We start from the raw sequence: 26,651 nt of genomic DNA, 5'->3' as shown, positions 1-26,651 counted from the left end.
AACATGTCAGAGCATAGCAGCAACGAAATGCAGTTCCAGATTCAACGCGTTTACACCAAAGACGTTTCATTTGAAGCGCCAAACGCACCTGAGGTTTTCCAGAAAGAGTGGGAACCGGAAGTGAAGCTGGATCTGGACACCGCCTCTTCTCAGCTGGCGGATGAAGTGTATGAAGTCGTGCTGCGCGTTACTGTCACCGCCACCGTGGGCGAAGACACCGCGTTCCTGTGCGAAGTACAGCAGGCCGGTATCTTCACCATCAGCGGTATCGAAGGCACGCAGATGGCACATTGCCTCGGCGCTTACTGCCCGAACATTCTGTTCCCGTATGCGCGTGAATGTGTCACCAGCCTGGTGTCACGCGGTACCTTCCCTCAGCTCAATCTGGCGCCGGTCAACTTTGATGCGCTGTTCATGAATTATCTGCAGCAGCAGGGTGAAGGCGAAGCGCCACGTCAGGATGCCTGATGACTACACTCAACGCTTCGATTAGCGTCATCGGTGCCGGCTCGTACGGCACCGCACTGGCCATTACGCTGGCCCGTAATGGCCATCCGGTGCTGCTGTGGGGCCACAATCCGCAAAACGTGGCGCAGCTGCAGGCTGACCGATGCAATACCGCTTTCCTGCCCGATGTTCCTTTCCCCGATAATCTCGTTCCTGAAGCCGATCTGGCCCGCGTCGTCAGCGCCAGCCGCGATCTGCTGGTGGTAGTGCCAAGCCATGTGTTCGGCGACGTGCTGATGCAGCTCAAACCGCTGCTGCGTGCCGATTCACGCATTGTCTGGGCGACCAAAGGACTGGAAAAAGAGACCGGACGGTTGCTGCAGGATGTGGCGCGCGAAATCCTCGGCGACAGCATTCCGCTGGCGGTGATTTCCGGCCCGACCTTTGCCAAAGAGCTGGCGGCCGGTTTGCCGACGGCGATTGCGCTGGCGGCCACTGACGCGCAGTTTGCCGACGATCTGCAGCAAAAGCTGCACTGCGGCAAAAGCTTCCGCGTTTACAACAATCCGGACTTCATCGGCGTGCAACTGGGCGGCGCAGTGAAAAACGTCATTGCGATTGGTGCCGGGATCTCCGACGGCATTGGCTTTGGTGCCAATGCGCGTACGGCACTCATCACCCGCGGTCTGGCGGAGATGAGCCGTCTCGGTGCTGCGCTGGGTGCCGATCCGACGACCTTTATGGGCATGGCGGGTCTTGGCGATCTGGTGCTGACCTGTACCGATAATCAGTCGCGCAACCGCCGTTTCGGCATGATGCTGGGGCAGGGCGAAAGCGTGGATGAGGCGCAACGCATTATCGGACAAGTTGTAGAAGGCTACAGAAACACGAAAGAAGTCAAAGCGTTAGCTGCGCATGTGGGCGTGGAAATGCCAATAACCGAGCAAATTTATCAGGTATTATATTGCGAAAAATCGGCGCGAGAGGCAGCATTGAGCCTGCTTGGTCGTACAAGGAAGGACGAGAACAGCCAAAGCTAAAGCAGGACGCTTAAGCATTATCACCTGTAGCGCCTAATCGGGCGCTTTTTTATCGGGAGCAAACAGCAATGTCGTCTGAAGAGTTAGAACTGGTCTGGAACCATATCAAAGCCGAAGCCAGAGCGCTGGCCGATTGTGAACCGATGCTGGCCAGTTTTTACCATGCGACCTTGCTCAAGCACGAAAATCTCGGCAGCGCGCTCAGCTACATGCTGGCTAACAAGCTCGCTAACCCGATCATGCCCGCTATTGCCATACGCGAAATTGTTGAAGAAGCCTATCGTCAGGATCCTGAGATGATTGTCTCGGCCGCGTACGATATTCAGGCAGTGCGTCAGCGCGATCCGGCGGTCGACAAATATTCCACGCCGTTACTCTATCTGAAGGGCTTCCACGCGCTGCAGGCGTACCGTATTGGCCACTGGCTGTGGAAAGAGGGACGGCGCGCGCTGGCGGTGTATCTGCAAAACGAAATCTCGGTCTCTTTTGCCGTGGATATTCATCCGGCGGCGCGCATCGGGCGCGGCATCATGCTGGATCACGCCACCGGCATCGTGATTGGTGAAACGGCTGTGGTGGAAAATGACGTCTCCATTCTGCAGTCGGTCACGCTGGGCGGTACCGGTAAAACCAGCGGCGATCGCCATCCGAAGATCCGTGAAGGGGTGATGATTGGCGCAGGGGCCAAAATCCTTGGCAATATTGAAGTCGGGCGCGGTGCCAAAATCGGTGCCGGTTCGGTGGTCTTGCAACCGGTGCCGCCCCATACCACGGCGGCCGGCGTGCCGGCGCGCATTGTCGGCAAACCAGCCAGCGACAAACCGTCGATGGATATGGATCAGCACTTCACCGGCGCCGGGTTTGAGTACGGCGACGGCATCTAGCCTTTGATCAGCGCGCCCGCATAATCCAGCTGGCGCCACGCCTCATACACCACCACTGAAACCGCATTCGACAGGTTCATGCTGCGGCTCTCTGCGCGCATCGGAATGCGGATCTTCTGTTCTGCCGGCAACGCATTAAGAATTTCTGGCGGTAAGCCACGACTCTCCGGGCCAAACAGCAGATAGTCGCCCGGCTGATAGCTGACGGCGCTGTGCGCCGGTGTGCCTTTGGTGGTCAGCGCGAATAAGCGCTGTGGCGCTTCCGCCGCCAGAAAAGCGGCGTAGCTGGCGTGCTTTTTCAGCGCGGTATATTCATGGTAATCCAGTCCGGCGCGGCGCAGGCGTTTATCATCCCAGGCGAAGCCTAACGGCTCAATCAGGTGCAGCTGAAAGCCGGTATTGGCGCACAGGCGGATGATGTTGCCGGTATTTGGCGGAATTTCAGGTTCAAATAAGACGATGTTTAGCATAAGGCCCCCGGAAACGAGGGCCGCAGCATAGCAAATTATTGCCGGGCGGAGTACAGCGGCAGCCACAGCGTCAGGCGCAGACCGCCTAACGGGCTGTCATCGGCTTTCACCCAGCCGCGGTGCTGTTGCACGGCGGTTTCGACAATCGCCAGCCCGAGCCCGGTGCCGCCGGATTCACGGTCACGCGCTTCATCGGTGCGGTAGAACGGACGGAAAATCTGCTCGCGATCTTCCGGGCTGACGCCAGGACCGTCGTCGTCCACGTGCACGGTAATGCCCTGAATATCCACCGCAAAGCTAACGCTGATGTGCGTGTGTGAATAGCGCAGCGCGTTACGCACAATGTTCTCCAGCGCGCTTTCCAGCGCATGCGGGTTGCCGTACTGCGGCCATGGACCGGGCGGATAGGGCACGTCCATGGTTTTACCCATCTGCTCCGCTTCGAATTTGGCATCTTCCAGCACGCCATTCCACAGCTGGTTGGCCTTCATCGCTTCGCTCACCAGCGCGTTCTTGTGCTGGGTGCGCGACAGTACCAGCAAGTCGTTGATCATGCCGTCCAGACGCTGCGCTTCGGTCTCAATGCGCTCCAGCTCTTTGCCTTCGCCATGACGCCGGCGCAGTAGCGCCGTCGCCAGCTGCAGGCGCGTCAGCGGCGTGCGTAATTCATGGCTGATATCCGACAGCAGACGCTGCTGTGCCGTCATCATGCGTTCGAGCGCGCTCACCATCTGGTTGAAACTGGAGCCGGCAGCGAGAAATTCCTGCGGGCCCGATTCCAGTTCCGGATGCTGACGCAGATTTCCGCTCGCCACTTCATCCGCGGCATGTTTTAGTTTGCGTGCCGGACGCGCCAGGCTCCACGCCAGCCACAGCAGCAGCGGTGAGCTGATTAACATGGTGACGATGAGCAGCAGCAGAGGACGGTCAAACAGCAGGTTGACGAAATCGAGCTGGGAACTGGTGGCGGGACGGATCAGATACAGCTGGTAATTGTCTTCGCCGTCGCGCACCGCGAAGGGGCCGACCATCTCGACGCGGCCATACTTTTTCTTCTGCGGATGATCGGCATTATCAGACTGGCCGATAAAGTTGCGGATCACCTGCATTTCATTGTGCTGCGCACCGATCACCCGTCCTTCGCTGGTCACCAGCAGCAGGCGCTGACCGGGCGGTGCCCATTTGTCGATGGCGCGAAACAGCCGGCGCCACCACATCAGGTCGTTGGGCGGATCCTGTGACAGCTCCGCCTCAACGTGTTGTTCAATCATGGTGCCCTGGCGCTGTTCGCTCTCCATCAGCGAGGTCATCTGGCGCGAATCGAGTTTGGGCACCATCAGTACCAGCATCAACACCAGCGCCAGGGTGAGCCAGAAGATGGCGAAGATGCGGGTGGTCAAACTTCCAATCATGATGCCGAAACCATCAGATAGCCGCGTCCGCGCAGAGTTTTGAACCACGGATGACCATCACGACGTTCCGGCAGCTTACGACGCAGGTTAGAGATGTGCATATCGATGGCGCGGTCAAACGGCGTCAGGCGCTTGCCCAGCACTTCCTGGCTGAGATGCTCGCGTGACACTACCTGGCCAAGATGCTGCGCCAGTAAGTAGAGCAGGGTGAACTCAGTGCCGGTGAGATCCAGCGTTTCGCTGTCGAAGCTGGCTTCCTGACGGCCCGGATTCAGGCGCAGGCAATCCACTTCCAGCGTCGGTGAGCTGTTATCGTGCTGTTGCTGCTGTTCGCTCCAGTTGGAACGGCGCAGAATCGCACGGATACGCGCCACCAGTTCGCGATCGTTGAACGGCTTTGGCAGATAGTCATCCGCGCCCAGTTCCAGGCCCAGAACGCGGTCCAGCTCGCTACCGCGGGCGGTCAGCATGATGACAGGGGTTTGATGTTGCTGGCGTAGCTCTTTTAACGTGTCGATACCGTTCTTCTTCGGCATCATGACATCGAGCAAAAGCAGGTCGACGGTGTTGTCCAGCAGATTGAGCGCCTGCTCGCCATCGCTGGCGACAATCACCTCAAAACCTTCCATTTCAAGCAGTTCTTTAAGCAGCGAAGTCAATTCGCGATCGTCATCAACCAACAGGATTTTATTCATTTTTTGTTGCCCTCCGCAGGCAAAATACCGTGTTCCTATAGTGGCAATCCAACGCTTTACGTAGTTTTACACCCCCTGACGGATGTTTGCAGCTGTCGCCGTACACTAGCTCTCGTTGAATCGCAAAACGGAACGAACCGGGAGTAAACGATGCGCTACTTAACCGCCGTCGTCTTTGCCTCAGCGATGGTTCTCAGTCACGCCAGCGCAGAAGCAGCAGACACGACGACGATTGACGAGATGCATCATAACGGCGGATTGACGACAGGCAGTATGACGCAAAATCCGCAAAGCCACATGTTCGATGGCATTGAGCTGACTGAACAACAGCGGCAACAGATGCGCGACCTGATGCAGCAAGCGCGCCATGAACGCCCGGTGTTAAGCGTTCAGGACATAGAAACTATGCATGACCTTGTCATTGCAGACAAATTTAACGAATCGGCTATCCGCCAGCAGGCAGAGAAACAGGCCCGCGAGCAGGTAGAACTGCAAATCGAGATGGCCCGGGTTCGTAATCAGATGTATCACCTGCTAACGCCTGCACAGCAAGCGACATTGCAGAAGAATTTTGAGCGGCGCCTGAATGAAGCGCGTCGGCTCTCCGGATTGCAGCCATCATCACCGCTGCAAGCAGTGAGTAGTACCAGCAGTAACCAGTAACATAGTATCCCTGTTTTCCTTGCCATAGACACCATCCCTGTCTTCCCCGCCATGATGGCGGGGTTTTTTTTGCCCTGAATTCGCGGGCAAATTGCATCCGTCTCGCCATCCTGTCACGCAGTCTGCACGGGACGGTGATAAACTTGAGCCATTTTCCACTGCATGGCGTGCTGCAGCGCCTGACGAGGCAAGGCATGGAACCTTCCTACGCAAAACTGGTAAACCGCGCGGCGCTGGCGGCAACCACGCTGGCAACGCTGTTGCTGATCGTGAAAATTTTCGCCTGGTGGTACACCGGTTCGGTCAGCGTGCTGGCGGCGCTGGTGGATTCGCTGGTCGATATCGCCGCGTCACTGACCAATCTGCTGGTGGTGCGCTATTCATTGCAGCCTGCCGATGACGATCACACCTTTGGTCACGGTAAAGCGGAATCGCTGGCGGCACTGGCGCAAAGCATGTTTATCTCCGGATCGGCGCTGTTTCTGTTTCTTACCGGGCTGCAGCATCTGGCCACGCCAGAAACGCTGCGCGCGCCGCTGGTGGGTATAGTAGTGACGCTGATCGCCCTCAGCTCCACGCTGGTGCTGGTCGCTTTTCAGCGCTGGGTGGTGCGGCGTACCCGCAGCCAGGCGATACGCGCGGACATGCTGCATTATCAGTCGGATGTGGTGATGAACGGCGCGATTCTGGTGGCGCTGGGCTTAAGCAGTTATGGTTTTAAGCGAGCGGATGCGCTGTTTGCGCTCGGCATCGGCGTATATATCCTCTATAACGCGCTGCGCATGGGCTATGAAGCGGTGCAGTCGCTGCTGGATCGTGCGCTGCCGGAGCAGGAAAAACAGGCGATTATCGCGCTGGTAAGCCACTGGCCCGGCGTACGCGGTGCCCATGCGTTACGTACGCGGCAGTCTGGCCCGACGCGGTTTATTCAGCTTCATCTGGAGATGGACGATCATCTCCCGCTGGTGCAGGCGCATCAGGTGGCCGATCAAATTGAGCAGGCATTACGGCAAAAATTTCCCGGCTCAGATGTGATTATTCATCAGGACCCCTGTTCTGTCGTGCCGCAAAATCAGCAGGGTTTTTTTCAGTTTTAGCCGTTATAAAACATAGTATTGCGTGAAAAAAATGACGTAACGCTAACAACTCTGTAAAAAATTAGCGAAAACTTGTCTGACCTGAATCAATTCAGCATCAAGCCTTTGATATACTATCTGCAACTATTAAGCCGTGCGATCGCGAGCTGGTCCACACCGGTCGACAGGCAGGAATAATCCTTAGTTTTGAACAATCCAGAGGTTGTCATGATCAAAAAAATCGGAGTACTGACCAGCGGCGGCGACGCCCCAGGCATGAACGCAGCCATTCGCGGAGTTGTCCGTTCCGCGCTGAGTGAAGGCCTTGAAGTTTTTGGTATTTATGACGGCTATCTGGGTTTGTACGAAGACCGCATGATCAACCTCGACCGCTACAGCGTGTCGGACATGATTAACCGCGGCGGCACCTTCCTCGGCTCGGCGCGTTTCCCGGAGTTCCGTAACGAAGAAGTGCGTCAGGTCGCGATCGAAAACATGAAAAAGCGCGGCATTGATGCGCTGGTGGTGATCGGCGGTGACGGTTCTTACATGGGTGCCAAACGCCTGACCGAAATGGGCTTCCCGTGCATCGGCCTGCCGGGCACCATCGACAATGACGTCGCCGGTACCGATTACACCATCGGTTATTTCACCGCGCTGGAAACCGTAGTTGAAGCGATTGACCGTCTGCGCGACACCTCTTCTTCGCATCAGCGTATCTCCATCGTAGAAGTGATGGGCCGCTACTGCGGTGACCTGACCCTAGCGGCGGCCATCGCCGGTGGTTGTGAGTTCATCGTGCTGCCTGAAATCCCTTACACCCGCGAAGAACTGGTGGCAGAAATCCAGGCTGGCATTGCGAAAGGTAAAAAACACGCCATCGTGGCGATCACCGAACACATCTGTGACATCGACGATCTGGCGCACTTTATTGAAGCGGAAACCAAGCGTGAAACCCGTGCCACCGTGCTCGGTCACATCCAGCGCGGCGGTGCGCCATGCGCTTACGACCGCATTCTGGCATCACGCATGGGCGCTTATTCAATTGAGCTGCTGCTGCAGGGCTACGGCGGTCGCTGTGTGGGGATTCAGAACGAGAAGATGGTGCATCATGACATCATCGACGCTATCGAAAACATGAAGCGTCCGTTCAAGCGCGACTGGCTGGATACCGCGAAAAAACTCTACTAATCAACGATAAATCGGGCGCGATCGCTTTCGCGCCCTTTTTTATGCCTTGCTATATTCTCCATAGTTATAACAGCTTATTTTTAATTCTTTAATCCATGGATTGCTTTGTGTCAGTCTTGTTCTATAACGACCTCGGGAGAGCAAGCAATGAACAAGTGGAGTATTGGTGTCACCCTGTTACTGGCTTCAACCAGTGTTCTGGCAAAGGATATTCAGCTGTTAAACGTCTCTTACGATCCAACCCGTGAGCTGTACGAGCAGTACAACAAAGCGTTTAGCGCGCACTACAAGCAGGAAACCGGTGATAACGTGGTGATCCGCCAGTCGCACGGCGGTTCGGGTAAGCAGGCGACGTCCGTGATCAATGGCATCCGCGCAGATGTGGTGACGCTGGCGCTGCAGTCCGACGTGGATGCTATTGCTGACCGTGGTCGTATCGATAAAAACTGGATCAAGCGTCTGCCGGACAACTCGGCACCTTATACTTCCACCATCGTGTTCCTGGTGCGCAAAGGCAATCCTAAAGGCATTCATGACTGGCCGGATCTGATTAAGCCAGGCGTTTCCGTAATCACGCCAAACCCGAAAACTTCCGGCGGCGCACGCTGGAACTATCTGGCGGCCTGGGGCTGGGCGCTGGACCAGAACCACGGTGACCAGGCCAAAGCGCTGGCTTACGTCCGGGCGCTGTTCAAAAACGTTGAAGTGCAGGATTCCGGTGCACGTGGCGCGACCAACACCTTCGTTGAGCGCGGTATCGGTGATGTGCTGATTGCATGGGAAAACGAAGCCTATCTGGCCGTTGATAAGCTGGGCAAAGACAAGTTTGAAATCGTTACGCCGAGCGAATCGATCCTCGCCGAACCGACGGTCTCCGTGGTCGATAAAGTGGTGGATGAACAGGGCACGCGTAAGGTGGCGGAAGAGTATCTGAAATATCTCTACTCACCGGAAGGCCAGACCATCGCGGCGCAAAACTTCTATCGCCCGCGCGATCCTGAGGTGGCGAAGAAGTTTGCCAGCAGCTTCGCGCCGGTTAAGCTGTTCACCATTGATGACAAGTTTGGCGGCTGGAGCAAAGCGCAGAAAGCACACTTTGCCGACGGTGGCAGCTACGATCAGGTCATGAAACCGTAACCGCGTTTTCATCATGACGAAACGGTCAGCTCTGCGCTGGCCGTTTTGCTTTACGGCGCGGAAAAAGCCGTGACTTTCCGCTGGCGACAGGTGAGGATGCTGACAGCTCATCACTGAGGATCTGGCCATGCAGGCGCGCCGCCGTAGTCTTACGTTGCTGATTATCGCGTTCATCCTTCTGATTGCCGGGCTGATCGCCGGTGCGGTGCATTTGCATAAAAACGCCGACGCGCTATGGCAGATTGTCAGCGAAAAGTGCGTACCGGACATGACGCAACGCGGTAATCCTGCCCCCTGTCAGCAGGTCAATCTGGCGCAGGGTTACGTTACGCTCAAAGATCTGAATGGCCCGCTGCAATATCTGCTGATGCCGATAGCAAAAATCACCGGCATGGAGAGCCCAATCCTCCTCGAACCCACCACGCCGAACCTGTTTGCTGCCGCCTGGCAGCAGCGCCGCCTGCTGGCGCAGAAGCGCGGTGCGCCTGTCGACGACCGCGTGCTGTCGCTGGCTATTAACGCGCAGTATGGTCGTACGCAGAATCAGCTGCACATTCATATCTCCTGCCTGCGACCGGATGTGCGTCAGCAGCTGGATACGCTGGCGCCGAGGCTGAATGCGCAGTGGCAGACGGCAACGCTGCTGCGGCATACCTGGCTGATTCGCACGCTGAGCACTGCCGAACTTGCGCAGCAGAGCGTATTTATCCGGCTGGCTGAGGAGGTGCCGCATGCGCGCGGTGAGATGGGCAAATACGGGCTGGCGCTGGCCCGGTTGCCGGATGGACGCCTGGCGCTGCTGGCGCTGGAGCGCAACTGGCTGAATCTGAATCGCGGTTCGGCGGAAGAACTGCAGGATCACCAGTGCCGTTTGCTGGAGTGAGTGGCATCGCGACTGCTCAGGCAATAAAAAAGGCGGCTCATCAGCCGCCTTTCTTTGCGTCAGCAACTTACGCGTTTTTGGCTGCTGCAGCGGCTTTGACGATCACCGCGAAAGCGTCGGCCTTCAGCGACGCACCGCCCACCAGCGCGCCGTCGATGTCCGGCTGGGTGAACAATTCTGCGGCGTTTTTGTCGTTAACCGAACCGCCGTACTGAATGATTACCTGCTCAGCGATAGCGGCATCTTTCTTCGCGATGTGGTCACGAATGAATTTGTGTACTGCCTGCGCCTGCGCAGGGGTCGCTGATTTACCGGTACCGATGGCCCAGACTGGCTCATAGGCGATAACCGCGCCTTCGAAGGCCGCTGCACCCTGGGTTTCCAGCACGGCGTCGATCTGACGTGCGCACACTTCTTCAGTTTTGCCGGCTTCGTTCTCGGCTTCGGTCTCACCGATGCACAGCACCGGTACCAGGCCTGCGGCCTTCAGCACGGCGAATTTCTTCGCGATGAACTCGTCGCTCTCTTTATGGTAGGTGCGGCGCTCAGAGTGGCCGATGATGATGTATTTCGCGCCGATGTCTTTCAGCATCTCGGCAGAGGTTTCACCGGTGAAAGCGCCAGACAGGTTCACGTCAACGTTCTGCGCACCCAGCGCAATGTGGCTGCCGGAAATGGCGTGTTTGGCCTGATCCAGATAGATCGCCGGCGGAGCAATCGCCACACCGCAGCCTTCCACACCTGACAGCTCTTTGCGCAGGCCTTCAATCAGCTCGCCCGCCATGTGCTTGCTGCCATTCAGTTTCCAGTTACCCATAACCAGTGGATGTCGCATTCTTTCCTCCGCATAACGCGATTCATGAAATAGCGCTGCCATCGGGGCAGCGATGTCTGCCAGACAGTATAGAGATCAAATGGGGCGCTGGCTTTGCTTTTCGTCATTTTTGCCGGGGAGATCAGGGGCTAGCGAGCGCCAGTTTGATGGGCTCAACGGCGAAGGTCAGTCCCTTGTCGCCGTTGTCTGCGACCACAAAGCGCAGCGCACCTTCGGTGCGGGAAAAATAGCGTGCGCCCTTGCCGGCGCTGAGCAGGCCATCGAGCTTCTTGTGTCCCTCTTCCGCTGACAAACCGGGCACAAAAAAGCGCAGTAGCGCAGTCATGTAATCCATGGCGCGTGTCTGTGCCGCTTTCATATCCGGGCCCGGCACCGGCAGCCAGGTAATCTGCAGCGTTTTAATCTTGCCGGTGCCCTGTTCCAGCGCGGTGGAGGCATACAGCGTTTCGCTGATTTTGCTGGCGGCACGTGTCAGGTGGCTCTTGTCATCGCGGTTATCGATGGCGCGATACTCCTGCAGCGGCAGGTCAGGATTGGCGGCGTTGTACTTTTCGCGGAACTGCGCGATGGTCATATCAAAGGTGGGCGCACCCGCCAGCAGATACGGCGCCGCAGGCAGGTGATCGTTGCGATCCTGCGCGGGCGCGTCCTCTGCCCAGGCGGGAAATGTCAGTGCGACGCTGAGCAACAGCGCGACTGGCAGATTCTTCATTGCTTCGGCCCTAAATCATTCACTTAGCCCACGATTAGAACGGTTTTTACCGCTGAAAGTCAAAACCCGCGCCGGGAAAAATCTGACATTTTGCTGCCGGCGCGATTACCAGTAATGCTCGCTGGTCATGTGACCGGGTTTACGCTTGAAATGCTTGCGCATATCGCGGGTCTCTTTCAGCAATTGCTGGGTATCGCGCACCATCTGCGGGTTACCGCACAGCATCACGTGGCTGGTGTCGGCGTGCATTGGCAGGCCCACGGCGTTTTCCAGTTCTCCGCTCTCGATCAGCTGCGGTACGCGGCCATGCAGTGAACCGGGCATCTGCTCGCGGCTGACCACCGTCTGAATGTGCAGCTTGCCCTGATAACGCTGCTGCAGTTGCTGCATCAGCGGCAGAAAACTCAGGTCGGCGGCATAGCGCGCAGCGTGCACCAGCACAATGTTATCGAAGCGCTCCAGCCCTTCGCCCTGTTGCAAAATCGACAGATACGGGCCGATCGCCGTGCCGGTCGCCAGCATCCACAGCGTCTGGCAGTCGGGGAGCTCATCCAGCACAAAGAAACCGGCCGCCTCTTTGGTCACCATCACCTGATCGCCGGGCTGCAGCGCCTGTAAACGCGGGCTGAGCTTCCCTTCCGGCACCGTTACCAGATAGAACTCCAGCAGCGGATCGTGCGGCGCGTTGACGTAGGAGTAGGCGCGCTGCACGCGCTCGCCGTCGACTTCCAGCGCCAGCTTGGCAAACTGGCCGGCGGTAAAAGGGTCGATGGGCGCCGTGACGCGCAGGCTGAACAGTGCGTCGGTCCAGTTTTTCACTTCTTTTACTTCTGCATTGACCCACTCTGCCATGTTCGCTCCTGATGATTGATAATTGGTCTCTTTCTATCTTCGTCAGCCCGGCACCAGATTTCCAGCCCCGCAGCGGTCAAAGGGCTCTCTGCGACAAATCGTCCGCACACATCAGCAACTGTAGCGGCCACGTTACAGCCTGGTACAGAAGCTTGACGGTGCCTGTGCTGCCGCTTTACGCCCGCCTCTCGCTTTGTGCGCAATTCCTGATATTTTTGCCGCCATAACTCTCCGGCAGCCCTGTTTAGTGCTGTCATTACTTTGTTTCTCAGGCAGACATTTTGTTCCATGATGATGAGTAATACGCAAAACCGCTTCCTGCTGTTCATGCTGATTGTGCTGGTGGCGGTCGGGCAGATGGCGCAGACCATCTATGTGCCCGCCATGGCGAACATGGCAGAGGCGCTTAACGTACGCAGCGGCGCCATGCAGCAGGTGATGGCGGCCTATCTGATGACCTACGGCGGATCGCAGCTGATCTACGGCCCGTTGTCGGACAGTATTGGCCGGCGTCCGGTGATCCTCGCGGGCATGACGATCTTCGCGGCGGGCGCGCTGATCGCCCTGTTTGCGCCGTCGCTGAGTGTGCTGGTGCTGGGCAGTGCGGTGCAGGGACTGGGTACCGGCGTGGCTGGCGTGATGGCGCGCACCATGCCGCGCGATCTCTACTCCGGCATTGCGCTGCGCCAGGCCAACAGCCTGCTCAACATGGGCATTCTGGTCAGCCCGCTGCTGGCGCCGGTAATCGGCGCGCTGCTGACCCATCTGTTTGGCTGGCACGCCTGCTTTGCTTTCCTGCTGCTGCTGTGTGTTGGCGTAACGGCGGCGATGGCACGCTGGCTCCCGGAGACCCGTCCGGTGGATGCGCCCGCGACACCGTTTCTGCGCCGCTACATCACGCTGCTCAGCGACGGCAACTTTGTGCGTTATCTGCTACTGCTGATCGGCGCGCTGGCGGGCATTGCGGTATTTGAGGCCAGCTGCGGCGTACTGATGGCGGGCGTGCTGGGGCTGGACGGGCTGACGGTGAGTATTTTGTTCATCCTGCCGATTCCGGCGGCCTTTTTTGGTGCCTGGTTTGCCGGCCGCGAGCAGAAATCCTGGCATACGCTGATGTGGTACGGCGTGAACAGCTGCCTGCTGGCGGGCCTGCTGATGTGGCTGCCGGCGTGGTTTGGCGTGATGACTATCTGGACGCTGCTGGTGCCGGCCGCGCTGTTCTTCTTCGGCGCGGGCATGCTGTTTCCGCTGGCAACTTCTGGCGCGATGGAGCCCTACGCGTGGCTGGCCGGCAGCGCCGGTGCGCTGATCGGAGGCCTGCAGAATCTGGGTTCCGGTGTGGTTGCGTGGCTCTCAGCGCTGCTGCCGCAGCACGATCAGTCGAGCCTCGGTATGCTGATGTTTGTGACGTCGCTGGTGATGCTGCTGTGCTGGTGGCCGCTCTCGCGTCATCCGGAGAGCGGCAAACAGACGGTTACAGGATAAAAGGGTGCAGCGCTGCGTCTTTGCGGTCCAGATAGTGGATTGACTGAATGCGGCGAATGGTGCGCGATTTACCGCGCACCAGCAGCGTTTCGCTGGTGGCGATATTGCCCTGGCGCGTGATGCCCTTTAGCAGATCGCCCGTGGTGATGCCGGTCGCCGCAAAAATCACGTTATCGTTACGCGCCATCTGTTGTAGCGTCAGCACTTCCCCGGCGTTGATGCCCATTTCGGCACAGCGCGCCAGCTCCTGCTCACCCAGACGGCGGTTTTCGGCCGAATCTCCTTTGACCTGATGACGAGCCAGCAGGCGCGCCTGCATGTCGCCATCCATGGCGCGGATCACCGCCGCCGACACCACGCCTTCTGGCGCACCGCCGATGCCATACAGCACGTCCACTTCGCTGTCCGGCATACAGGTGAGAATCGAGGCAGCCACGTCGCCGTCCGGAAAAGCAAACACGCGCACGCCCAGCTGCTGTAGCTGCGCGATGACCGCATCGTGACGCGGTTTAGCAAGAATCGACACCGTCAGCTGGCTGAGCGGTTTATTGAGCGCCTGCGCAATCGCCTGCAGATTGGTGGCGAGCGGCAGGTTGAGATCGATAGCGCCGCGCGCGCCCGGACCGACAATCAGCTTTTCCATATACATATCAGGTGCGTGCAGGAAGCTGCCTTTATCGCCCACCGCCAGCACCGCCAGCGCGTTGGCCTGGCCCATCGCAGTCATGCGCGTGCCTTCGATAGGATCAACTGCAATGTCCACCGCATCGCCGTGGCCGGTACCGACTTTTTCACCAATGTACAGCATCGGTGCTTCGTCGATTTCGCCTTCGCCAATCACGATCTGGCCGTCGATATTGATGGTGTTGAGCATAATGCGCATGGCGTTGACGGCGGCGCCGTCGGCGGCATTCTTGTCGCCGCGTCCTAACCAGTGATAGCCCGCTAACGCAGCGGCTTCGGTCACACGGGAAAATTCAATCGCGAGTTCTCGTTTCATGGTCTGCACCTGACAAAAAACAGGCGGGCAGTGTAGCACAGCGGGGCAGGGGGACGGGAAAAACCCGCGGCAGGGCGCCGCGGGTCAGCACAGTGTTACTCTTCTTCTTCCCACGCCTGGGCGCGCGCCACGGCTTTTTTCCAGCCGGCATAGCGCACGTTGCGTTCGGTGGTTTCAATGCTTGGACGGAACTCGCGTTCCACCACGGCTTTAGCACGAACTTCTTCCAGATCGTTCCAGAAACCGACCGCCAGACCGGCGAGGTAAGCCGCACCCAGCGCAGTCACTTCGCGCACTTCCGGACGCTCCACGCGCGTGCCGAGAATATCGGACTGGAACTGCATCAGGAAGTTGTTGGCCACCGCACCGCCATCCACGCGCAGCGACTGCAGGCGGGTATCGGCATCGTTCTGCATCGCTTCCAGCACATCACGCGTCTGGTAAGCGATGGACTCCAGCGTGGCGCGAATGATGTGGTTGGCATTGGCACCACGGGTCAGGCCGAAGATTGCGCCGCGCGCATACGGGTCCCAGTACGGTGCGCCGAGACCGGTAAAGGCCGGCACCATGTACACGCCATTGGTGTCTTTGACTTTCATCGCGAAGTATTCGGAGTCGCCCGCATCGCTGATCAGCTTCATCTCATCGCGCAGCCACTGAATTGACGCACCACCGATGAACACGGCACCTTCCAGCGCGTAGTTCACCTCGCCGCGTGGACCGCAGGCGATGGTGGTCAGCAGACCGTGAGTCGAAGTAACCGCTTCGGTACCGGTGTTCATCAGCATAAAGCAGCCGGTGCCGTAGGTGTTTTTCGCCATACCAGGCTGCACACACAGCTGGCCATACAGCGCAGCCTGCTGGTCACCGGCGATACCGGCGATAGGAATACGCGTGCCGCCCTTACCACCAATGTTGGTCTGGCCGTAGATTTCGGACGATCCTTTCACTTCCGGCAGCATTTCACGCGGAATATCCAGAATCTCCAGCATGCGCGCATCCCACTCCAGCTTGTGGATGTTGTACATCATGGTACGCGATGCGTTGGTGTGATCGGTGATGTGCACGCGGCCCTGAGTCATTTTCCACACCAGCCAGGTGTCAACGGTGCCAAACAGCAGCTCGCCGCGTTTCGCCCGCTCACGTGCGCCTTCCACGTGGTCGAGAATCCATTTCACCTTGGTGCCGGAGAAGTACGGGTTAATCACCAGACCGGTGGTGTGCTGGATGTACTCTTCCAGACCCTCTTTCTTCAGCTTGTTACAGTAGTCGGCGGTACGCGGATCCTGCCAGACGATGGCGTTGTAAATCGGTTTGCCGGTCTCTTTATCCCAGACAATGGCGGTTTCACGCTGGTTGGTGATACCGATGGCGGCGATCTGGTCAGAACGGATATCAGCGTGCGCCAGCACTTCCACCAGCGTGGAGCTCTGTGAGGCCCAGATGTCCATCGGATCGTGCTCAACCCAGCCGGCTTTCGGGTAGATCTGGGTGAATTCGCGCTGTGAGACGGCGACGATGTTGGCGTCATGATCGAGCACCACGGCACGTGAGCTGGTTGTGCCCTGATCGAGCGCGACAATATATTTTTTATCAGTCGTAGTCATTATGGTTTCCTGATGATTAACGATGAAACTTACGCTTTACGCTGCTCAGCGCGCGCAACCGGTTTTTCTGTTTTACTGGTTTCTGCAAGGTTGCCCGGCAGGTGACGGCCAATCAGCGCACGGTAACCGAAGGCACCGAGGCAGGCGCCGACCAGCGGGCCAAAAATTGGCACCAGGAAGTAAGGAATATCTTTACCACCGGTGAACGCCACGTTACCCCAGCCCGCGAAGAAGGCGAACAGCTTCGGACCGAAGTCACGCGCCGGGTTCAGGGCGAAGCCGGTCAGCGGACCCATGGAACCGCCAATCACCGCCACCAGCAGACCAATCAGCAGCGGCGCCAGCGGGCCACGCGGTACGCCGTTGCCGTCGTCGGTCAGCGCCATGATCACCGCCATCAGCACGGCGGTAATTACCATTTCCACCAGGAACGCCTGCGCCACGGTGATGTGCGGGTTCGGATAGGTGGAGAAGATACCGGCCAGATCGAGGCTCTGCACGCTGCCGCGTACCATCTGGTGGCTGGCTTCGTAATCAAAGAACAGATTGTAGTAAAGACCGTAGACCAGCGCCGCCGCACAGAACGCGCCAGCGATTTGCGACACAATATAAGGTAAAACTTTGCGGCCTTCGAAGTTGGCGAACAGGCACAGGGCAACCGTGACTGCCGGATTGAGGTGAGCGCCGGATACGCCTGCGCTCAGATAAACCGCCATGGAGACAGCAAGACCCCAGATGATACAAATTTCCCACTGGCCGAATGCGGCACCGGCCAGCTTCAGCGCCGCCACACAGCCGGCACCAAAAAAGATGATCAAACCGGTACCGAGAAACTCGGCGATGCACTGACCTTTGAGTGTGTTCGTTGTCTGACTCATAATGGAATTCCTGAAGCGAGGTTAAATTTTATCAGTTTTTGTTCTCAATCCTTGAGTCGCCCAGCTCTAATGTAGGGTTGATGTGAATTTATCGTTAACGAGCATAAACGAGAAATAGCGAAATCGAATTTTGTGTGCCGTGTCATAAAAATGCGCGTTTTCGCGTCTTTTGCCTGTGTTTAGGGCCAAAAACCCCCGCTGCGCTGCACCCTGCGCGTGTGACCGCGCGCAAAATGCGCGAAGTTGCGCGTTTTCCAGGTATAAACTGAAAAGTGTTACAGACTTCCCTCGCAGGCCTTGTGCTGCTGGACTTGCCGGGTGTGGCTACATACAATCGGGACATCGTGGCTGGACGCACTATTTTAAGGCACGCCCGGTCTATCAACGCCTTGCACGATTTAGGAGAGGTCAGAAAGATGTCATTTGAAGTATTCGAGAAACTGGAAGCGAAAGTACAGCAGGCGATTGATACCATCACCCTGCTGCAGATGGAAATTGAAGAGCTGAAAGAGCAGAACAATAATCTGAAAAACGAAATGAGCCAGGCATCCGGCAATCACGAAGCGCTGGCGCGTGAAAATCAGCATCTGAAAGAAGAGCAGCATGTATGGCAGGAGCGCCTGCGTGCACTGCTGGGAAAAATGGAAGAAGTTTAAGCCTTAGCGCTTAAACCAACGGGTGCCGCGGCACCCGTTTTTGTTTGTCGCTTACTCGATGTCGAGTGCGTCTTCAGACAGGATCATGCCGGTGTTGTCGGCGTAGAGATGATCGCCGGAGAAGAAGGTGACGCCGCCGAAGTTAACCCGCACGTCGCTCTCGCCGATGCCTTCGCCTGCGGCGCCAGCCGGAATGGCCGCAATCGCCTGAATGCCGATCTCCAGCTCTTCCAGTTCATCGACCTGGCGAACCGAGCCGTACACCACGATGCCTTCCCACTCGTTTTGCGCCGCCAGTCTTGCTAACTGTGCGTCAACCAGCGCGCGCCGCACTGAGCCGCCGCCATCGACCAGCAGCACGCGACCGCGACCGTTCTCTTCGAGCAGGTCATACAGCAGGCCGTTGTCTTCGAAACATTTCACTGTGGTAATTTGACCACCGAATGAGGTGCGCCCACCAAAGTTCGAAAAAAGCGGTTCAACAACGTTCACTTCTTCATGGTAGATGTCGCAGAGTTCAGATGTATCGTATTTCATAGGGATGTCGTCTGTTTGCCACAGGAGCGGTAAGTATATCGCTATCTGACGATTGTTGGCAAAATCATCAACCGCCAAAAAAAGCGCTGCATCAATATCCTGCGTAATATTTTGTCTGCGGCGGAGAGAACAGCGGCGCGTGGCAATAGCGCCGCAGGGGAAGCGTTACACGGCGGGCTTCTTGAAGGCCTGTTTGTGCGAGATACGGGAAATCAGCTCGGTCAGCGACAGCACCATGGTGGATCGCACCATCTGCAGGTAGCGCTGCTGCTGCATGGCGCGCAGCGCGGCGTCGTCGCGGGTGAAATCGGGTTGCGGCGGCCAGGCCAGCACGCAGTGCAGTTCGCCGAACGGGCCGAGTATTTCATCGTCGGTAAAGCGGTAGTCGCTGGTGTCGTGATTCAGCTCCTCACGCAGCGCCAGCAGCAGCTCGCAGTCTTCGTATTCGTGGCGATTGATCACCCCCAGGCCGTAGATGAGCTTCAGGCGTACCGACAGCTCGCCCAGCGGGCCGTCGCCCAGCAGCAGCGGTTCCACCGCATATTTCACCGCGTAGTCGTCTTTGCGAAAGACCTGCAGCACCAGCAGATTGACTGCTTCCGCCAGCAGTTCGACAGCGGCGATCAGGAAGCTTCTCACCGAACGACCGGCGTTCAGCCGCTCAAGCACCCGGTTTTCAAAAGCCTGCTTCTCTTCCATTATTGCCTGCATCATTCAGCTACCGTCGACGGGCACGCGGCTGCCGTGCCCGAATTGACCACTAAAGGGCGCGCATTATGCCATAGCGTGGTAAGCGCTCACCACTGAGCTCACCACTTCGCTATTGGCATCAAGGCCAGAAATCTCCGCCAGCGCCGCCTGTGGGCCTTTCTGCGCGATCAGTGACGCCAGCTCCTGCGCCTGCGGATCGGCTTCGCTGCGATAGTGCATCGCGGCAGCAATACCCTGCACCAGGCTGGCGTGCGGCAGCTGATACTCCAGCGTGCCCAGCGTTGGCTTGATCAGGCGATCGCCGGCACTCAGCTTACGCAGCGGCTGACGGCCGACGCGCTCGACGTCATCTTTCAGGTACGGGTTTTCGAAACGCGTGAGGATTTTCTGGATATACGCGGCATGTTTCTCCGCATCGAAACCATAACGCTTGATCAGCACCGCGCCGCTCTCCTGCATCGCGCCCTGCACCACGGCGCGTACTTTCTGGTCGAGAATGGCTTCGCGAATGGTGGCGTGGCCGGCGAGCTTACCGAGATAAGCGGTAATGGCGTGGCCGGTATTGAGGGTAAACAGCTTGCGCTCGACGAACGCCATCAGGTTATCCGTCAGCTCCATGCCAGGAATGTCCGGCAGCGCGCCTTTAAACTGGGTTTCGTCGACAATCCACTCGCTGAAGGTTTCTACCGTAACTTCCAGCGGATCGGTGCTGCCGGCTTCAGATGGCGGCACGATGCGGTCAACTGCCGAATCAACAAAGCCAACATGCTCTTCAACCCACGCATGATACTGCTGCGGCAGCGCCTTCAGTACGTGCTGCTTCAGCTGGCTGGTGCCGCGCACCATGTTTTCACAGGCGATGATATTCAGCGGACGGACATTACCGTTGTCACTGCGTTTGGCCAGACCCTGCGCCACGCTGCCCGCGATGCGCTCAAGGATCTGCGGACCAACCGCCGTGGTAACGATATCAACCTCAGCGATCAGCGTGACGATGTCGTCGCTGGTGCTGTTCACCGCGCTGACGCCGGTAACGATTTCAACCTGCGCCTGCTCGCCCACCACGTGAACCGGATACTCATGACGGGCGTTAAGGGCATCAAGCACCACCTGATTCACATCAGCAAACACCAGTTCGATACCGGCATCCGCCAGCAGCTTACCGATAAATCCACGGCCGATGTTACCTGCTCCAAAATGTAACGCTTTCATAAATTTGACCCATATCAAATGACGAAGGGGCGAGCATGTCCGCCCCGGAAAGTGGGGACGGGCTTGCCCGCCCCAGGGAAGTTAAAACCGCGAATTACGCGTTGGCAGTGCTGCCAGACAGCAGATCCAGCACATCCTGCACGCTGGTGGTGTTCGCCAGCTTCTCGATTACGCTGTCGTCGTCGAGCGCATTGGTCAGGCTGGTGATCACCTGAATGTGTTCGTTATTGCGTGCGGCAATACCAATCACCAGTCGCGCGACTTCGTCCGGCTCATCGCCAAACTGCACGCCGGCCGGATACTGGCAGAATACCACGCCGGTTTTCAGCACGCGGTCTTTGGCTTCGACGGTGCCGTGCGGCACGGCGATGGATTCACCGAGGTAGGTTGGCGTCAGCTGCTCGCGCGCCAGCATCGCTTCAACATATTCCGGCTGCACGTAGCCGCCTTTCACCAGCTGCTCGCCGGCGAAGCGAATCGCCTGCTCTTTATTGCTGGCGCTCAGGCCGAGGAACACGTTGTCAGCGCCCAGTTTGAACAGGTGCGCGCTGCCGTCGTCATAGCTGTCTGCCAGCGCGGTCTGTACCGTTTCACGGTGGGCTTCGCTGCGGTTCGCCGCCACCAGACGCTCGGTAAGGTTGGTGTACAGCGCGCTGTCGAGGAAGTTGTTCAGCGAGATGTGCTGCGCCTGTGGCGCCTGACGCATCGCACGTTCGGTCAGATCGCGGTGAGTAATCACCAGATCGACATCGCCCGGCAGCGAGTTAATCGCGCTGTTGGTCACAGAGATATTGCTCAGGCCCGCATCCTGCACCTTCTTGCGCAGCACGCCTGCACCCATCGCGCTGGAGCCCATACCGGCATCACAGGCGACGATGATTTTGCGCACGTGGCTGACGTCAACGCTGCTGGCATCGGCAACCACCGGTGAACCGGCAACGGCCTGGCCTTTTGACTGCGCTTTCATGTCTTTCATGCGCTGGGTCGCCGCTTCGATATCGTCTTCTTCTTTTACTTTGCTGGTTTTCAGCAGAATCGAGGAGACCACGAAGGAGACGGCGAAAGCCGCAACGATAGCCGCGATGTTAGCGAAGTAAGCGCCTTTTGGCGTCATCGCCAGCACGGCCAGAATCGAACCTGGTGAGGCCGGTGATACCAGACCGCCGTTCAGCAGCGTCAGGGTGAACACGCCGGTCATACCGCCGAGGATCACTGCCAGCAGCAGGCGCGGCGCCATCAGCACGTACGGGAAGTAGATTTCGTGGATACCGCCAAGGAAGTGGATGATCGCTGCACCGCCCGCCGACTGCTTGGCGCTGCCGCGGCCGAAGATCATATAAGCAACCAGCACGCCCATACCCGGACCCGGGTTCGCTTCAATCAGGAAGAAGATCGATTTGCCCGCTTCGCTGGCCTGCTGGATACCCAGCGGCGAGAAGATACCGTGGTTGATGGCGTTATTGAGGAACAGGATTTTCGCCGGTTCAACAAAGATTGAGGTCAGCGGCAGCAGGTTGTTCTGCACCATCAGGTTTACGCCGGCGGCGAGAATGTGCGACAGACCTTCTACCAGCGGACCGATAGCGAGGAAGGCCAGCAGCGCCAGCAGCATACCGATAATACCGGCCGAGAAGTTGTTGACCAGCATCTCGAAGCCGCTTTTGATTTTGCCGTCAACCGCGCGGTCAAACGACTTGATCGCCCAGCCGCCCAGCGGACCGGCAATCATCGAGCCAAGGAACATCGGCATATCGGCACCGACGATCACGCCCATGGTGGTGATGGCACCGACCACGCCGCCGCGATCGCCACCCACCAGACGACCACCGGTGAAGCCGATGAGCAACGGCAGCAGGTAGGTAATCATCGGGCCGACCAGTTTGGCCAGCGTTTCGTTAGGAATCCATCCGGTTGGAATGAACAGTGCTGTGATGATACCCCAGGCGATAAACGCACCGATGTTTGGCATCACCATATTACTCAGAAAGCGACCAAAGCTCTGAACCTTGACCTTGACTGATGAGGACATAAACCCACCCCTTATTGAGACGCGCTGCAATAAGAGAGCGCGTTTGTTTTTGTTAAGACGTTACGGCGGGGGCCGTGGCATTACTGTATGCACGCGGACTCTAGCACTAGTTGATTACACTGCGTAGCGTCAGGAAAAAGTGTGATACATATCACGCTAAGTTGGGGTGGGCAGGGGGATTAAAGGTGACTTTGATCACAAAAATACCCTGTAAGAAAGCAACGCCGGCGAAAAAATGCGCGCAACAGCGGTAGAAATGTGACAAAAATCACCTTTCACCTGGGCCGGTTTGTTTCACAAATGTGATTGAGATCACAAACTATTTTTGGTTGAAAATGCGCCAGATCACACTCTGTGCTGACAGAAAAAGGCGATGTAAGGAAGTGACGAAAATCTGAAAAAGCGGGCAGTGGAGAACTGCCCGCTGAGCGGCTTACTGCAAACCACCCTGTACGGCATTTTGTGCCTGGGTCAGCGCCTGCGTGTTGCTGGCGAGATTGCTCATCAGCGTGTTGTACTGCGTGGCCTGCTCCTGCGTCGGGAACTGAACGCCGCCGTCATTGAAGCTGACGCGCGCGCCCTGCGACTGCAGATAATCGCCGGCCTGAACTGCCGACTGGCTCAGCGCCTGCAGCTGCGGCAGCAGCGGAATCAGCGTGCTGGCTGGCTGCGTCACCACTTTGGCGTACACGCTGTCGTACACTTTCTTCAGATCGTCCGGCTGCTTCAGCGTGGCTTTGCTGCTGTCGGCCTGCATTTTGGCGCTCTGAATCTGCTGCGTCAGCACGCTCAGATTGCCGCTCGCCTGGCGCAGGCTGTCGCGGCGTGTCAGGTAATCCTGCGGCACGCGAATAGCCGCCAGCTCATCAACCACCGGGCGCATGCCCTGATCCACCGCCTGATTCACCTGCTGCGAGAAGCCATACAGGATGGCGTAATCACTGGCGTAATTACCGAAGGTTTGCTTCTGGTTTTCGCTCAGGCTGGGCAGATGTTCACCGCTGCGCATCACGGTGTTTTGCAGAAAATCAGTAAAGGCTTTGCGCTGATCGCCCTCTTTATCGCCGCAGGCGGTAAGCTGCAGCACAAGTAGCACGCCGGTCAGCAGCATGCCGCTACGCATCCAGATGCGGGAAATTCCTGACGCCATAATTCAACTCCTGTTGTGACGATGGCTAAATTCGATTCGCTGGGAAAGGTCCTAAAGAATAGTGCAATGGCCCCGGCTGTACAACGGCTGGTCTGCAGTGCTTCACGCTGGTGCGTGCCTGCTGCACAACTGTGCAGCGCAGCCTGCCTGCAAGCGCAGCGCTGTGCAATAACGCATGTAATTCAGGCTGATAGCAACCTGGCATTGATATTGCCTGCTTTCTGGCAGATGCAGGAGCGATCGCGGGCAACCGACGTCGCCACACAATTTGCAATGGGTCACTAGGGTTCCGATCGCGAGATGCTGGTCCGAGAGTGACCGACCGTCCTCTGACGGTTACACGGCGGGAAAAAAGCCCGGGAGGAAAGCGAGAACGTTGCTCGCCGCCTCCTGCCTGATTTTCGTCCGTTAACGCCAGAGGAATCATCATGATTAAAGTCTGTCTGCGCCTGCTGCTGATTTGCAGCGTCGCCCTGTTCAGCGTTCCGTCGCTGGCCGCCGCTAAACCTTCCTTTAAGCTTTGCTGGTCCATCTACGCTGGCTGGATGCCGTGGGATTACGCCCAGCAAAGCGGCATCGTGAAAAAGTGGGCCGATAAGTACGGCATCGATATTCAGTTTGTGCAGGTTAATGACTATATCGAGTCGGTCAATCAGTACACCGCAGGTGGCTTTGACGGCTGCACCATGACCAATATGGATGCGCTGACCATTCCGGCCACTGGCGGCGTCGACAGCACCGCGCTGATTGTCGGCGACTACTCCAACGGCAACGACGGCATTCTGCTTAAAGGCGCGGACAGCGTCAGCGCGCTGAAAGGCAAACCCATCAACCTCGTCGAACTCTCGGTCTCACACTATCTGCTGGCGCGCGCGCTGGAGAAATCCGGCATGAGCGAGAAAGATGTCAGGGTGGTTAACACCGCCGATGCCGATCTGGTGGCGGCGTTTGGCACTGCTGACGTTCACGCCATCGTCACGTGGAATCCGCTGCTGGCGGAAGCAGAGAAGCAGCCGGACAGCCATCTGGTGTTCTCCTCGGCGCAGATCCCGGGCGAAATCCTCGACCTGCTGGTAGTTAACACCGCCACGCTCAACAAATATCCTCAGCTCGGCAAAGCGCTTACCGGCGCCTGGTACGAGACGCTGCACAGCATGGCCGGACAAAGCGACAGTGCCAAAGCGGCGCGCACGCAGATGGCGCAGGCATCCGGTACCGATCTGGCCGGTTTTGATCAGCAGCTTGCCGCGACACACCTGTTCAGCGATGCCAAAACCACGCTGGATTTTGTCGACAGCCCGCAGCTGAAAGCCACGATGCAGCTGGTGGCCGAATTCTCCTTTAAACACGGCCTGCTGGGCGAAGGCGCGCCGGGGGCCGATGCGGTAGGGGTCGCTACCCCGGCCGGTAACTGGGGCGATGCCGGCAACATCAAACTGCGCTTTACCGACACCTTCACCAAACTGGCCGCTGCCGGTCAGCTGTAAGCGAGGCGCTGCCGATGCGTAAATTGATCAACTACCAACCGCTGCCGCTCGGCCGCCTGCTGCTTGGCATTCTGCCGCTGCTGGCGGTGCTGCTGGTCTATCTGTTCGCGTCGGATGCGCGCCTCAGCCTGAACGCGGCAGACAAGCTGCTGCCGGGATTCAACGCCATGGGCGAGGCCATCAGCCGGATGGCGTTTCAGCCCAGCCCGCGCACCGGCGAATATCTGCTGTGGAGCGATACCGCCGCCAGCCTGCTGCGTTTGCTGAGTGGTGTCGCTATCAGCGCGCTGCTGGCGCTGGCAATTGGCCTGTTCACCGGCGCGCTACCGGTGGTGCGCGCGGTGCTGGCGCCGCTGGTGACGCTGTTTGCGCTGGTGCCGCCGCTGGCGATTCTGCCCATTCTGTTTATCTGCTTTGGCCTTGGCGAAGTCTCCAAAGTGGTGCTGATCGTTATCGGCATCACGCCGCTGATCGCCCGCGATCTGCAGCTGCAGGTGCAGAAAATCCCGCAGGAGCAGCTGGTCAAAGCGCAGACGCTGGGTGCGCATAGCGCGCAGATTCTGTGGCGGGTGATTCTGCCGCAGCTGATGCCGCGCCTGTGCGATGCGGTGCGGCTGTCGCTCTGTTCGGCGTGGCTGTTCCTGATTGCTGCCGAAGCAATTGCGGCCACGGAAGGTCTCGGTTATCGCATCTTCCTGATGCGCCGCTATCTGGCCATGGATGTGATTCTGCCGTACGTGGCATGGATCACCCTGCTGGCCTTTGCCCTCGACCTGCTGCTGCGGCTCGTCAGCCGACGCTGCTGGCCGTGGTATCACGCCAAATAAGGAGCGCGCGATGCCCTTACTGCAACTGAAAAATCTGGAAAAACACTACGGCGATCAGGTGGTGCTGGAGCGGCTGAATATGCAGGTCGAGCGCGGCGAGTTCGTGGCGATTGTCGGTGCCTCAGGCTGCGGCAAAACCACGTTTCTGAATATGCTGCTCGGCACCGAAGCGCCGACCAAAGGCGAGCTGCTGCTGGATGGCGCACCGATTCCCGACGAGCCGGATGCCCATCGCGGCGTGGTGTTTCAGCGCTACTCGGTGTTTCCGCATCTGACGGTGCTCGGCAACGTGATGCTGGCTGACGAGTTCAGCAGCGCACGCTGGCTGGGACGCGTCTGGGGACGCAAACGTCAGGCGATTCGCCAGCGCGCGCAGGCAATGCTGGCGCAGGTCGGACTGGAACAGGCGCAGAGCAAATATCCGCATCAGCTGTCGGGCGGCATGCAGCAGCGTCTGGCCCTGGCGCAGGCGCTGATGAAACAGCCGCGCATTCTGCTGCTGGATGAACCTTTTGGCGCGCTCGATCCCGGTATTCGCAGCGAGATGCATCAGCTGATCACCCAGCTGTGGCAGCAGCATCAGCTGACCATTTTCATGATCACCCACGATCTGAAAGAGGGCTTCAGCCTCGCGTCACGCCTGCTGGTGTTCGACAAACTGCGCCACGATCCGCACGCGCCGCAAGCCTGGGGCGCCACTATCACTTACGACCTGCCGCTGGATCGCACTCAGCCTGCCGCTGAGGTGCTGTCCACGACGCAGGTGGCTTAAAGG

At 58.2% G+C, this 26,651-nt stretch carries 27 protein-coding genes and 1 riboswitch; of the genes, 13 read left to right on the top strand and 14 right to left on the bottom strand.

Going from position 1 to position 26,651, the window contains the following annotated elements; genetic code table 11:
- Positions 1–3 precede the first annotated feature (3 nt).
- The 3 genes from secB to cysE all read left to right on the top strand — a co-directional run bounded on the left by secB (position 4) and on the right by cysE (position 2,371).
- The gene (gene secB / locus F3J41_RS21485) at positions 4–468 is read left to right on the top strand and encodes a protein-export chaperone SecB (RefSeq protein ID WP_166712383.1); all 465 of its coding nucleotides are present in this window, start codon (positions 4–6) and stop codon (positions 466–468) included.
- Positions 468–1,487 carry an NAD(P)H-dependent glycerol-3-phosphate dehydrogenase gene (gene gpsA, locus F3J41_RS21480; RefSeq protein WP_166712381.1) on the top strand — a complete coding sequence of 340 codons (1,020 nt, stop codon included), beginning with the start codon at positions 468–470 and terminating at the stop codon, positions 1,485–1,487. The genes secB and gpsA overlap by 1 nt, the downstream gene beginning before the upstream one ends.
- Before the next feature lie 68 nt (positions 1,488–1,555).
- Positions 1,556–2,371, top strand: a complete 816-nt coding sequence (gene cysE / locus F3J41_RS21475; RefSeq protein ID WP_021507052.1) for a serine O-acetyltransferase — start codon at positions 1,556–1,558, stop codon at positions 2,369–2,371.
- On the opposite strand, the gene trmL is transcribed toward cysE, so the two are convergent.
- Genes trmL through cpxR form a run of 3 tightly spaced genes read right to left on the bottom strand, consistent with a single transcriptional unit; the run spans position 2,368 to position 4,948 of the window.
- A complete protein-coding gene (gene trmL, locus F3J41_RS21470) occupies positions 2,368–2,841 on the bottom strand; it encodes a tRNA (uridine(34)/cytosine(34)/5-carboxymethylaminomethyluridine(34)-2'-O)-methyltransferase TrmL (RefSeq protein ID WP_021507051.1) in 474 nt (157 codons plus the stop codon). The genes cysE and trmL overlap by 4 nt on opposite strands.
- 35 nt (positions 2,842–2,876) lie before the next feature.
- Positions 2,877–4,253: an envelope stress sensor histidine kinase CpxA gene (cpxA, locus tag F3J41_RS21465; RefSeq protein ID WP_166712379.1), complete on the bottom strand. Its 1,377-nt coding sequence runs from the start codon at positions 4,251–4,253 to the stop codon at positions 2,877–2,879.
- Positions 4,250–4,948 carry an envelope stress response regulator transcription factor CpxR gene (gene cpxR, locus F3J41_RS21460; protein ID WP_007885339.1) on the bottom strand — a complete coding sequence of 233 codons (699 nt, stop codon included), beginning with the start codon at positions 4,946–4,948 and terminating at the stop codon, positions 4,250–4,252. Before cpxR ends, cpxA begins: the two co-directional genes overlap by 4 nt.
- Before the next feature lie 150 nt (positions 4,949–5,098).
- Here cpxR and cpxP point away from each other — a divergent pair, with 150 nt between their 5' ends.
- From cpxP to F3J41_RS21435, 5 genes are all read left to right on the top strand, one after another.
- Complete coding sequence (cpxP, locus tag F3J41_RS21455; RefSeq protein ID WP_021507049.1) at positions 5,099–5,611, top strand: cell-envelope stress modulator CpxP; 513 nt, start codon at positions 5,099–5,101, stop codon at positions 5,609–5,611.
- Between the two features lie 194 nt (positions 5,612–5,805).
- Complete coding sequence (gene fieF / locus F3J41_RS21450) at positions 5,806–6,708, top strand: CDF family cation-efflux transporter FieF (RefSeq protein ID WP_058781662.1); 903 nt, start codon at positions 5,806–5,808, stop codon at positions 6,706–6,708.
- A 207-nt stretch (positions 6,709–6,915) separates the two neighbouring features.
- Positions 6,916–7,878 carry a 6-phosphofructokinase gene (gene pfkA, locus F3J41_RS21445; protein WP_021507047.1) on the top strand — a complete coding sequence of 321 codons (963 nt, stop codon included), beginning with the start codon at positions 6,916–6,918 and terminating at the stop codon, positions 7,876–7,878.
- Between the two features lie 147 nt (positions 7,879–8,025).
- Positions 8,026–9,015, top strand: coding sequence for a sulfate ABC transporter substrate-binding protein (locus F3J41_RS21440; protein WP_021507046.1), 990 nt, complete (start codon positions 8,026–8,028; stop codon positions 9,013–9,015).
- A gap of 127 nt (positions 9,016–9,142) precedes the next feature.
- Positions 9,143–9,898, top strand: a complete 756-nt coding sequence (locus tag F3J41_RS21435; RefSeq protein ID WP_166712377.1) for a CDP-diacylglycerol diphosphatase — start codon at positions 9,143–9,145, stop codon at positions 9,896–9,898.
- A gap of 67 nt (positions 9,899–9,965) precedes the next feature.
- Here F3J41_RS21435 and tpiA read toward each other — a convergent pair whose 3' ends face one another.
- The 3 genes from tpiA to fpr form a co-directional block, all read right to left on the bottom strand.
- The gene (gene tpiA / locus F3J41_RS21430) at positions 9,966–10,733 is read right to left on the bottom strand and encodes a triose-phosphate isomerase (protein ID WP_031279624.1); all 768 of its coding nucleotides are present in this window, start codon (positions 10,731–10,733) and stop codon (positions 9,966–9,968) included.
- 121 nt (positions 10,734–10,854) lie between these two features.
- On the bottom strand, positions 10,855–11,445 hold the full coding sequence (locus tag F3J41_RS21425) for a YiiQ family protein (protein ID WP_058771031.1): 591 nt from the start codon (positions 11,443–11,445) through the stop codon (positions 10,855–10,857).
- A 105-nt stretch (positions 11,446–11,550) separates the two neighbouring features.
- Positions 11,551–12,297: a ferredoxin--NADP(+) reductase gene (gene fpr, locus F3J41_RS21420; RefSeq protein WP_166712375.1), complete on the bottom strand. Its 747-nt coding sequence runs from the start codon at positions 12,295–12,297 to the stop codon at positions 11,551–11,553.
- Positions 12,298–12,588: 291 nt separating this feature from the next.
- Here fpr and emrD point away from each other — a divergent pair, with 291 nt between their 5' ends.
- Entirely contained in the window at positions 12,589–13,782 is a 1,194-nt protein-coding gene (emrD, locus tag F3J41_RS21415; protein ID WP_275044624.1) for a multidrug efflux MFS transporter EmrD, read from the top strand.
- On the opposite strand, the gene glpX is transcribed toward emrD, so the two are convergent.
- The 3 genes from glpX to F3J41_RS21400 form a co-directional block, all read right to left on the bottom strand.
- Positions 13,772–14,782 carry a class II fructose-bisphosphatase gene (gene glpX / locus F3J41_RS21410; RefSeq protein WP_021507041.1) on the bottom strand — a complete coding sequence of 337 codons (1,011 nt, stop codon included), beginning with the start codon at positions 14,780–14,782 and terminating at the stop codon, positions 13,772–13,774. The genes emrD and glpX overlap by 11 nt on opposite strands.
- Positions 14,783–14,877: 95 nt before the next feature.
- On the bottom strand, positions 14,878–16,389 hold the full coding sequence (gene glpK / locus F3J41_RS21405) for a glycerol kinase GlpK (RefSeq protein ID WP_021507040.1): 1,512 nt from the start codon (positions 16,387–16,389) through the stop codon (positions 14,878–14,880).
- Between the two features lie 29 nt (positions 16,390–16,418).
- Complete coding sequence (locus tag F3J41_RS21400; protein ID WP_021507039.1) at positions 16,419–17,267, bottom strand: MIP/aquaporin family protein; 849 nt, start codon at positions 17,265–17,267, stop codon at positions 16,419–16,421.
- Between the two features lie 416 nt (positions 17,268–17,683).
- Here F3J41_RS21400 and zapB point away from each other — a divergent pair, with 416 nt between their 5' ends.
- A complete protein-coding gene (gene zapB / locus F3J41_RS21395) occupies positions 17,684–17,923 on the top strand; it encodes a cell division protein ZapB (RefSeq protein WP_021507038.1) in 240 nt (79 codons plus the stop codon).
- A 51-nt stretch (positions 17,924–17,974) separates the two neighbouring features.
- Here the strand turns inward: zapB and rraA are convergent, their stop codons facing one another.
- The 5 genes from rraA to F3J41_RS21370 all read right to left on the bottom strand — a co-directional run bounded on the left by rraA (position 17,975) and on the right by F3J41_RS21370 (position 23,562).
- Positions 17,975–18,460 carry a ribonuclease E activity regulator RraA gene (gene rraA / locus F3J41_RS21390; protein ID WP_021507037.1) on the bottom strand — a complete coding sequence of 162 codons (486 nt, stop codon included), beginning with the start codon at positions 18,458–18,460 and terminating at the stop codon, positions 17,975–17,977.
- A 165-nt stretch (positions 18,461–18,625) separates the two neighbouring features.
- A complete protein-coding gene (mtlR, locus tag F3J41_RS21385; protein ID WP_193717991.1) occupies positions 18,626–19,174 on the bottom strand; it encodes a mannitol operon repressor MtlR in 549 nt (182 codons plus the stop codon).
- Positions 19,175–19,234: 60 nt separating this feature from the next.
- Positions 19,235–20,383 carry a mannitol-1-phosphate 5-dehydrogenase gene (mtlD, locus tag F3J41_RS21380; RefSeq protein WP_166712373.1) on the bottom strand — a complete coding sequence of 383 codons (1,149 nt, stop codon included), beginning with the start codon at positions 20,381–20,383 and terminating at the stop codon, positions 19,235–19,237.
- A 94-nt stretch (positions 20,384–20,477) separates the two neighbouring features.
- Positions 20,478–22,412: a PTS mannitol transporter subunit IICBA gene (locus F3J41_RS21375; RefSeq protein ID WP_058771034.1), complete on the bottom strand. Its 1,935-nt coding sequence runs from the start codon at positions 22,410–22,412 to the stop codon at positions 20,478–20,480.
- Between the two features lie 433 nt (positions 22,413–22,845).
- Positions 22,846–23,562 (bottom strand): DUF3053 domain-containing protein, encoded by a 717-nt coding sequence (locus F3J41_RS21370; RefSeq protein WP_010616539.1) that lies wholly within the window; start codon positions 23,560–23,562, stop codon positions 22,846–22,848.
- Between the two features lie 270 nt (positions 23,563–23,832).
- A riboswitch (guanidine-I (ykkC/yxkD leader) is annotated at positions 23,833–23,927 on the top strand.
- Positions 23,928–23,990: 63 nt separating this feature from the next.
- On the opposite strand from F3J41_RS21370, the gene F3J41_RS21365 reads away from it, so the two are divergent.
- Genes F3J41_RS21365 through F3J41_RS21355 form a run of 3 tightly spaced genes read left to right on the top strand, consistent with a single transcriptional unit; the run spans position 23,991 to position 26,648 of the window.
- Positions 23,991–25,049: a putative urea ABC transporter substrate-binding protein gene (locus tag F3J41_RS21365; RefSeq protein WP_166712371.1), complete on the top strand. Its 1,059-nt coding sequence runs from the start codon at positions 23,991–23,993 to the stop codon at positions 25,047–25,049.
- Between the two features lie 14 nt (positions 25,050–25,063).
- Positions 25,064–25,876: an ABC transporter permease gene (locus F3J41_RS21360; RefSeq protein ID WP_058771035.1), complete on the top strand. Its 813-nt coding sequence runs from the start codon at positions 25,064–25,066 to the stop codon at positions 25,874–25,876.
- Between the two features lie 10 nt (positions 25,877–25,886).
- Positions 25,887–26,648 (top strand): ABC transporter ATP-binding protein, encoded by a 762-nt coding sequence (locus F3J41_RS21355; RefSeq protein ID WP_166712369.1) that lies wholly within the window; start codon positions 25,887–25,889, stop codon positions 26,646–26,648.
- Positions 26,649–26,651 lie beyond the last annotated feature (3 nt).

Origin of the sequence: Pantoea sp. Ap-870 (assembly GCF_011752515.1) — a bacterium.
Taxonomy (GTDB): domain Bacteria; phylum Pseudomonadota; class Gammaproteobacteria; order Enterobacterales; family Enterobacteriaceae; genus Pantoea; species Pantoea dispersa.
The sequence above is the reverse complement of the archived record's forward strand: the minus strand, read 5'-3'. Positions and strand labels throughout refer to the sequence as shown.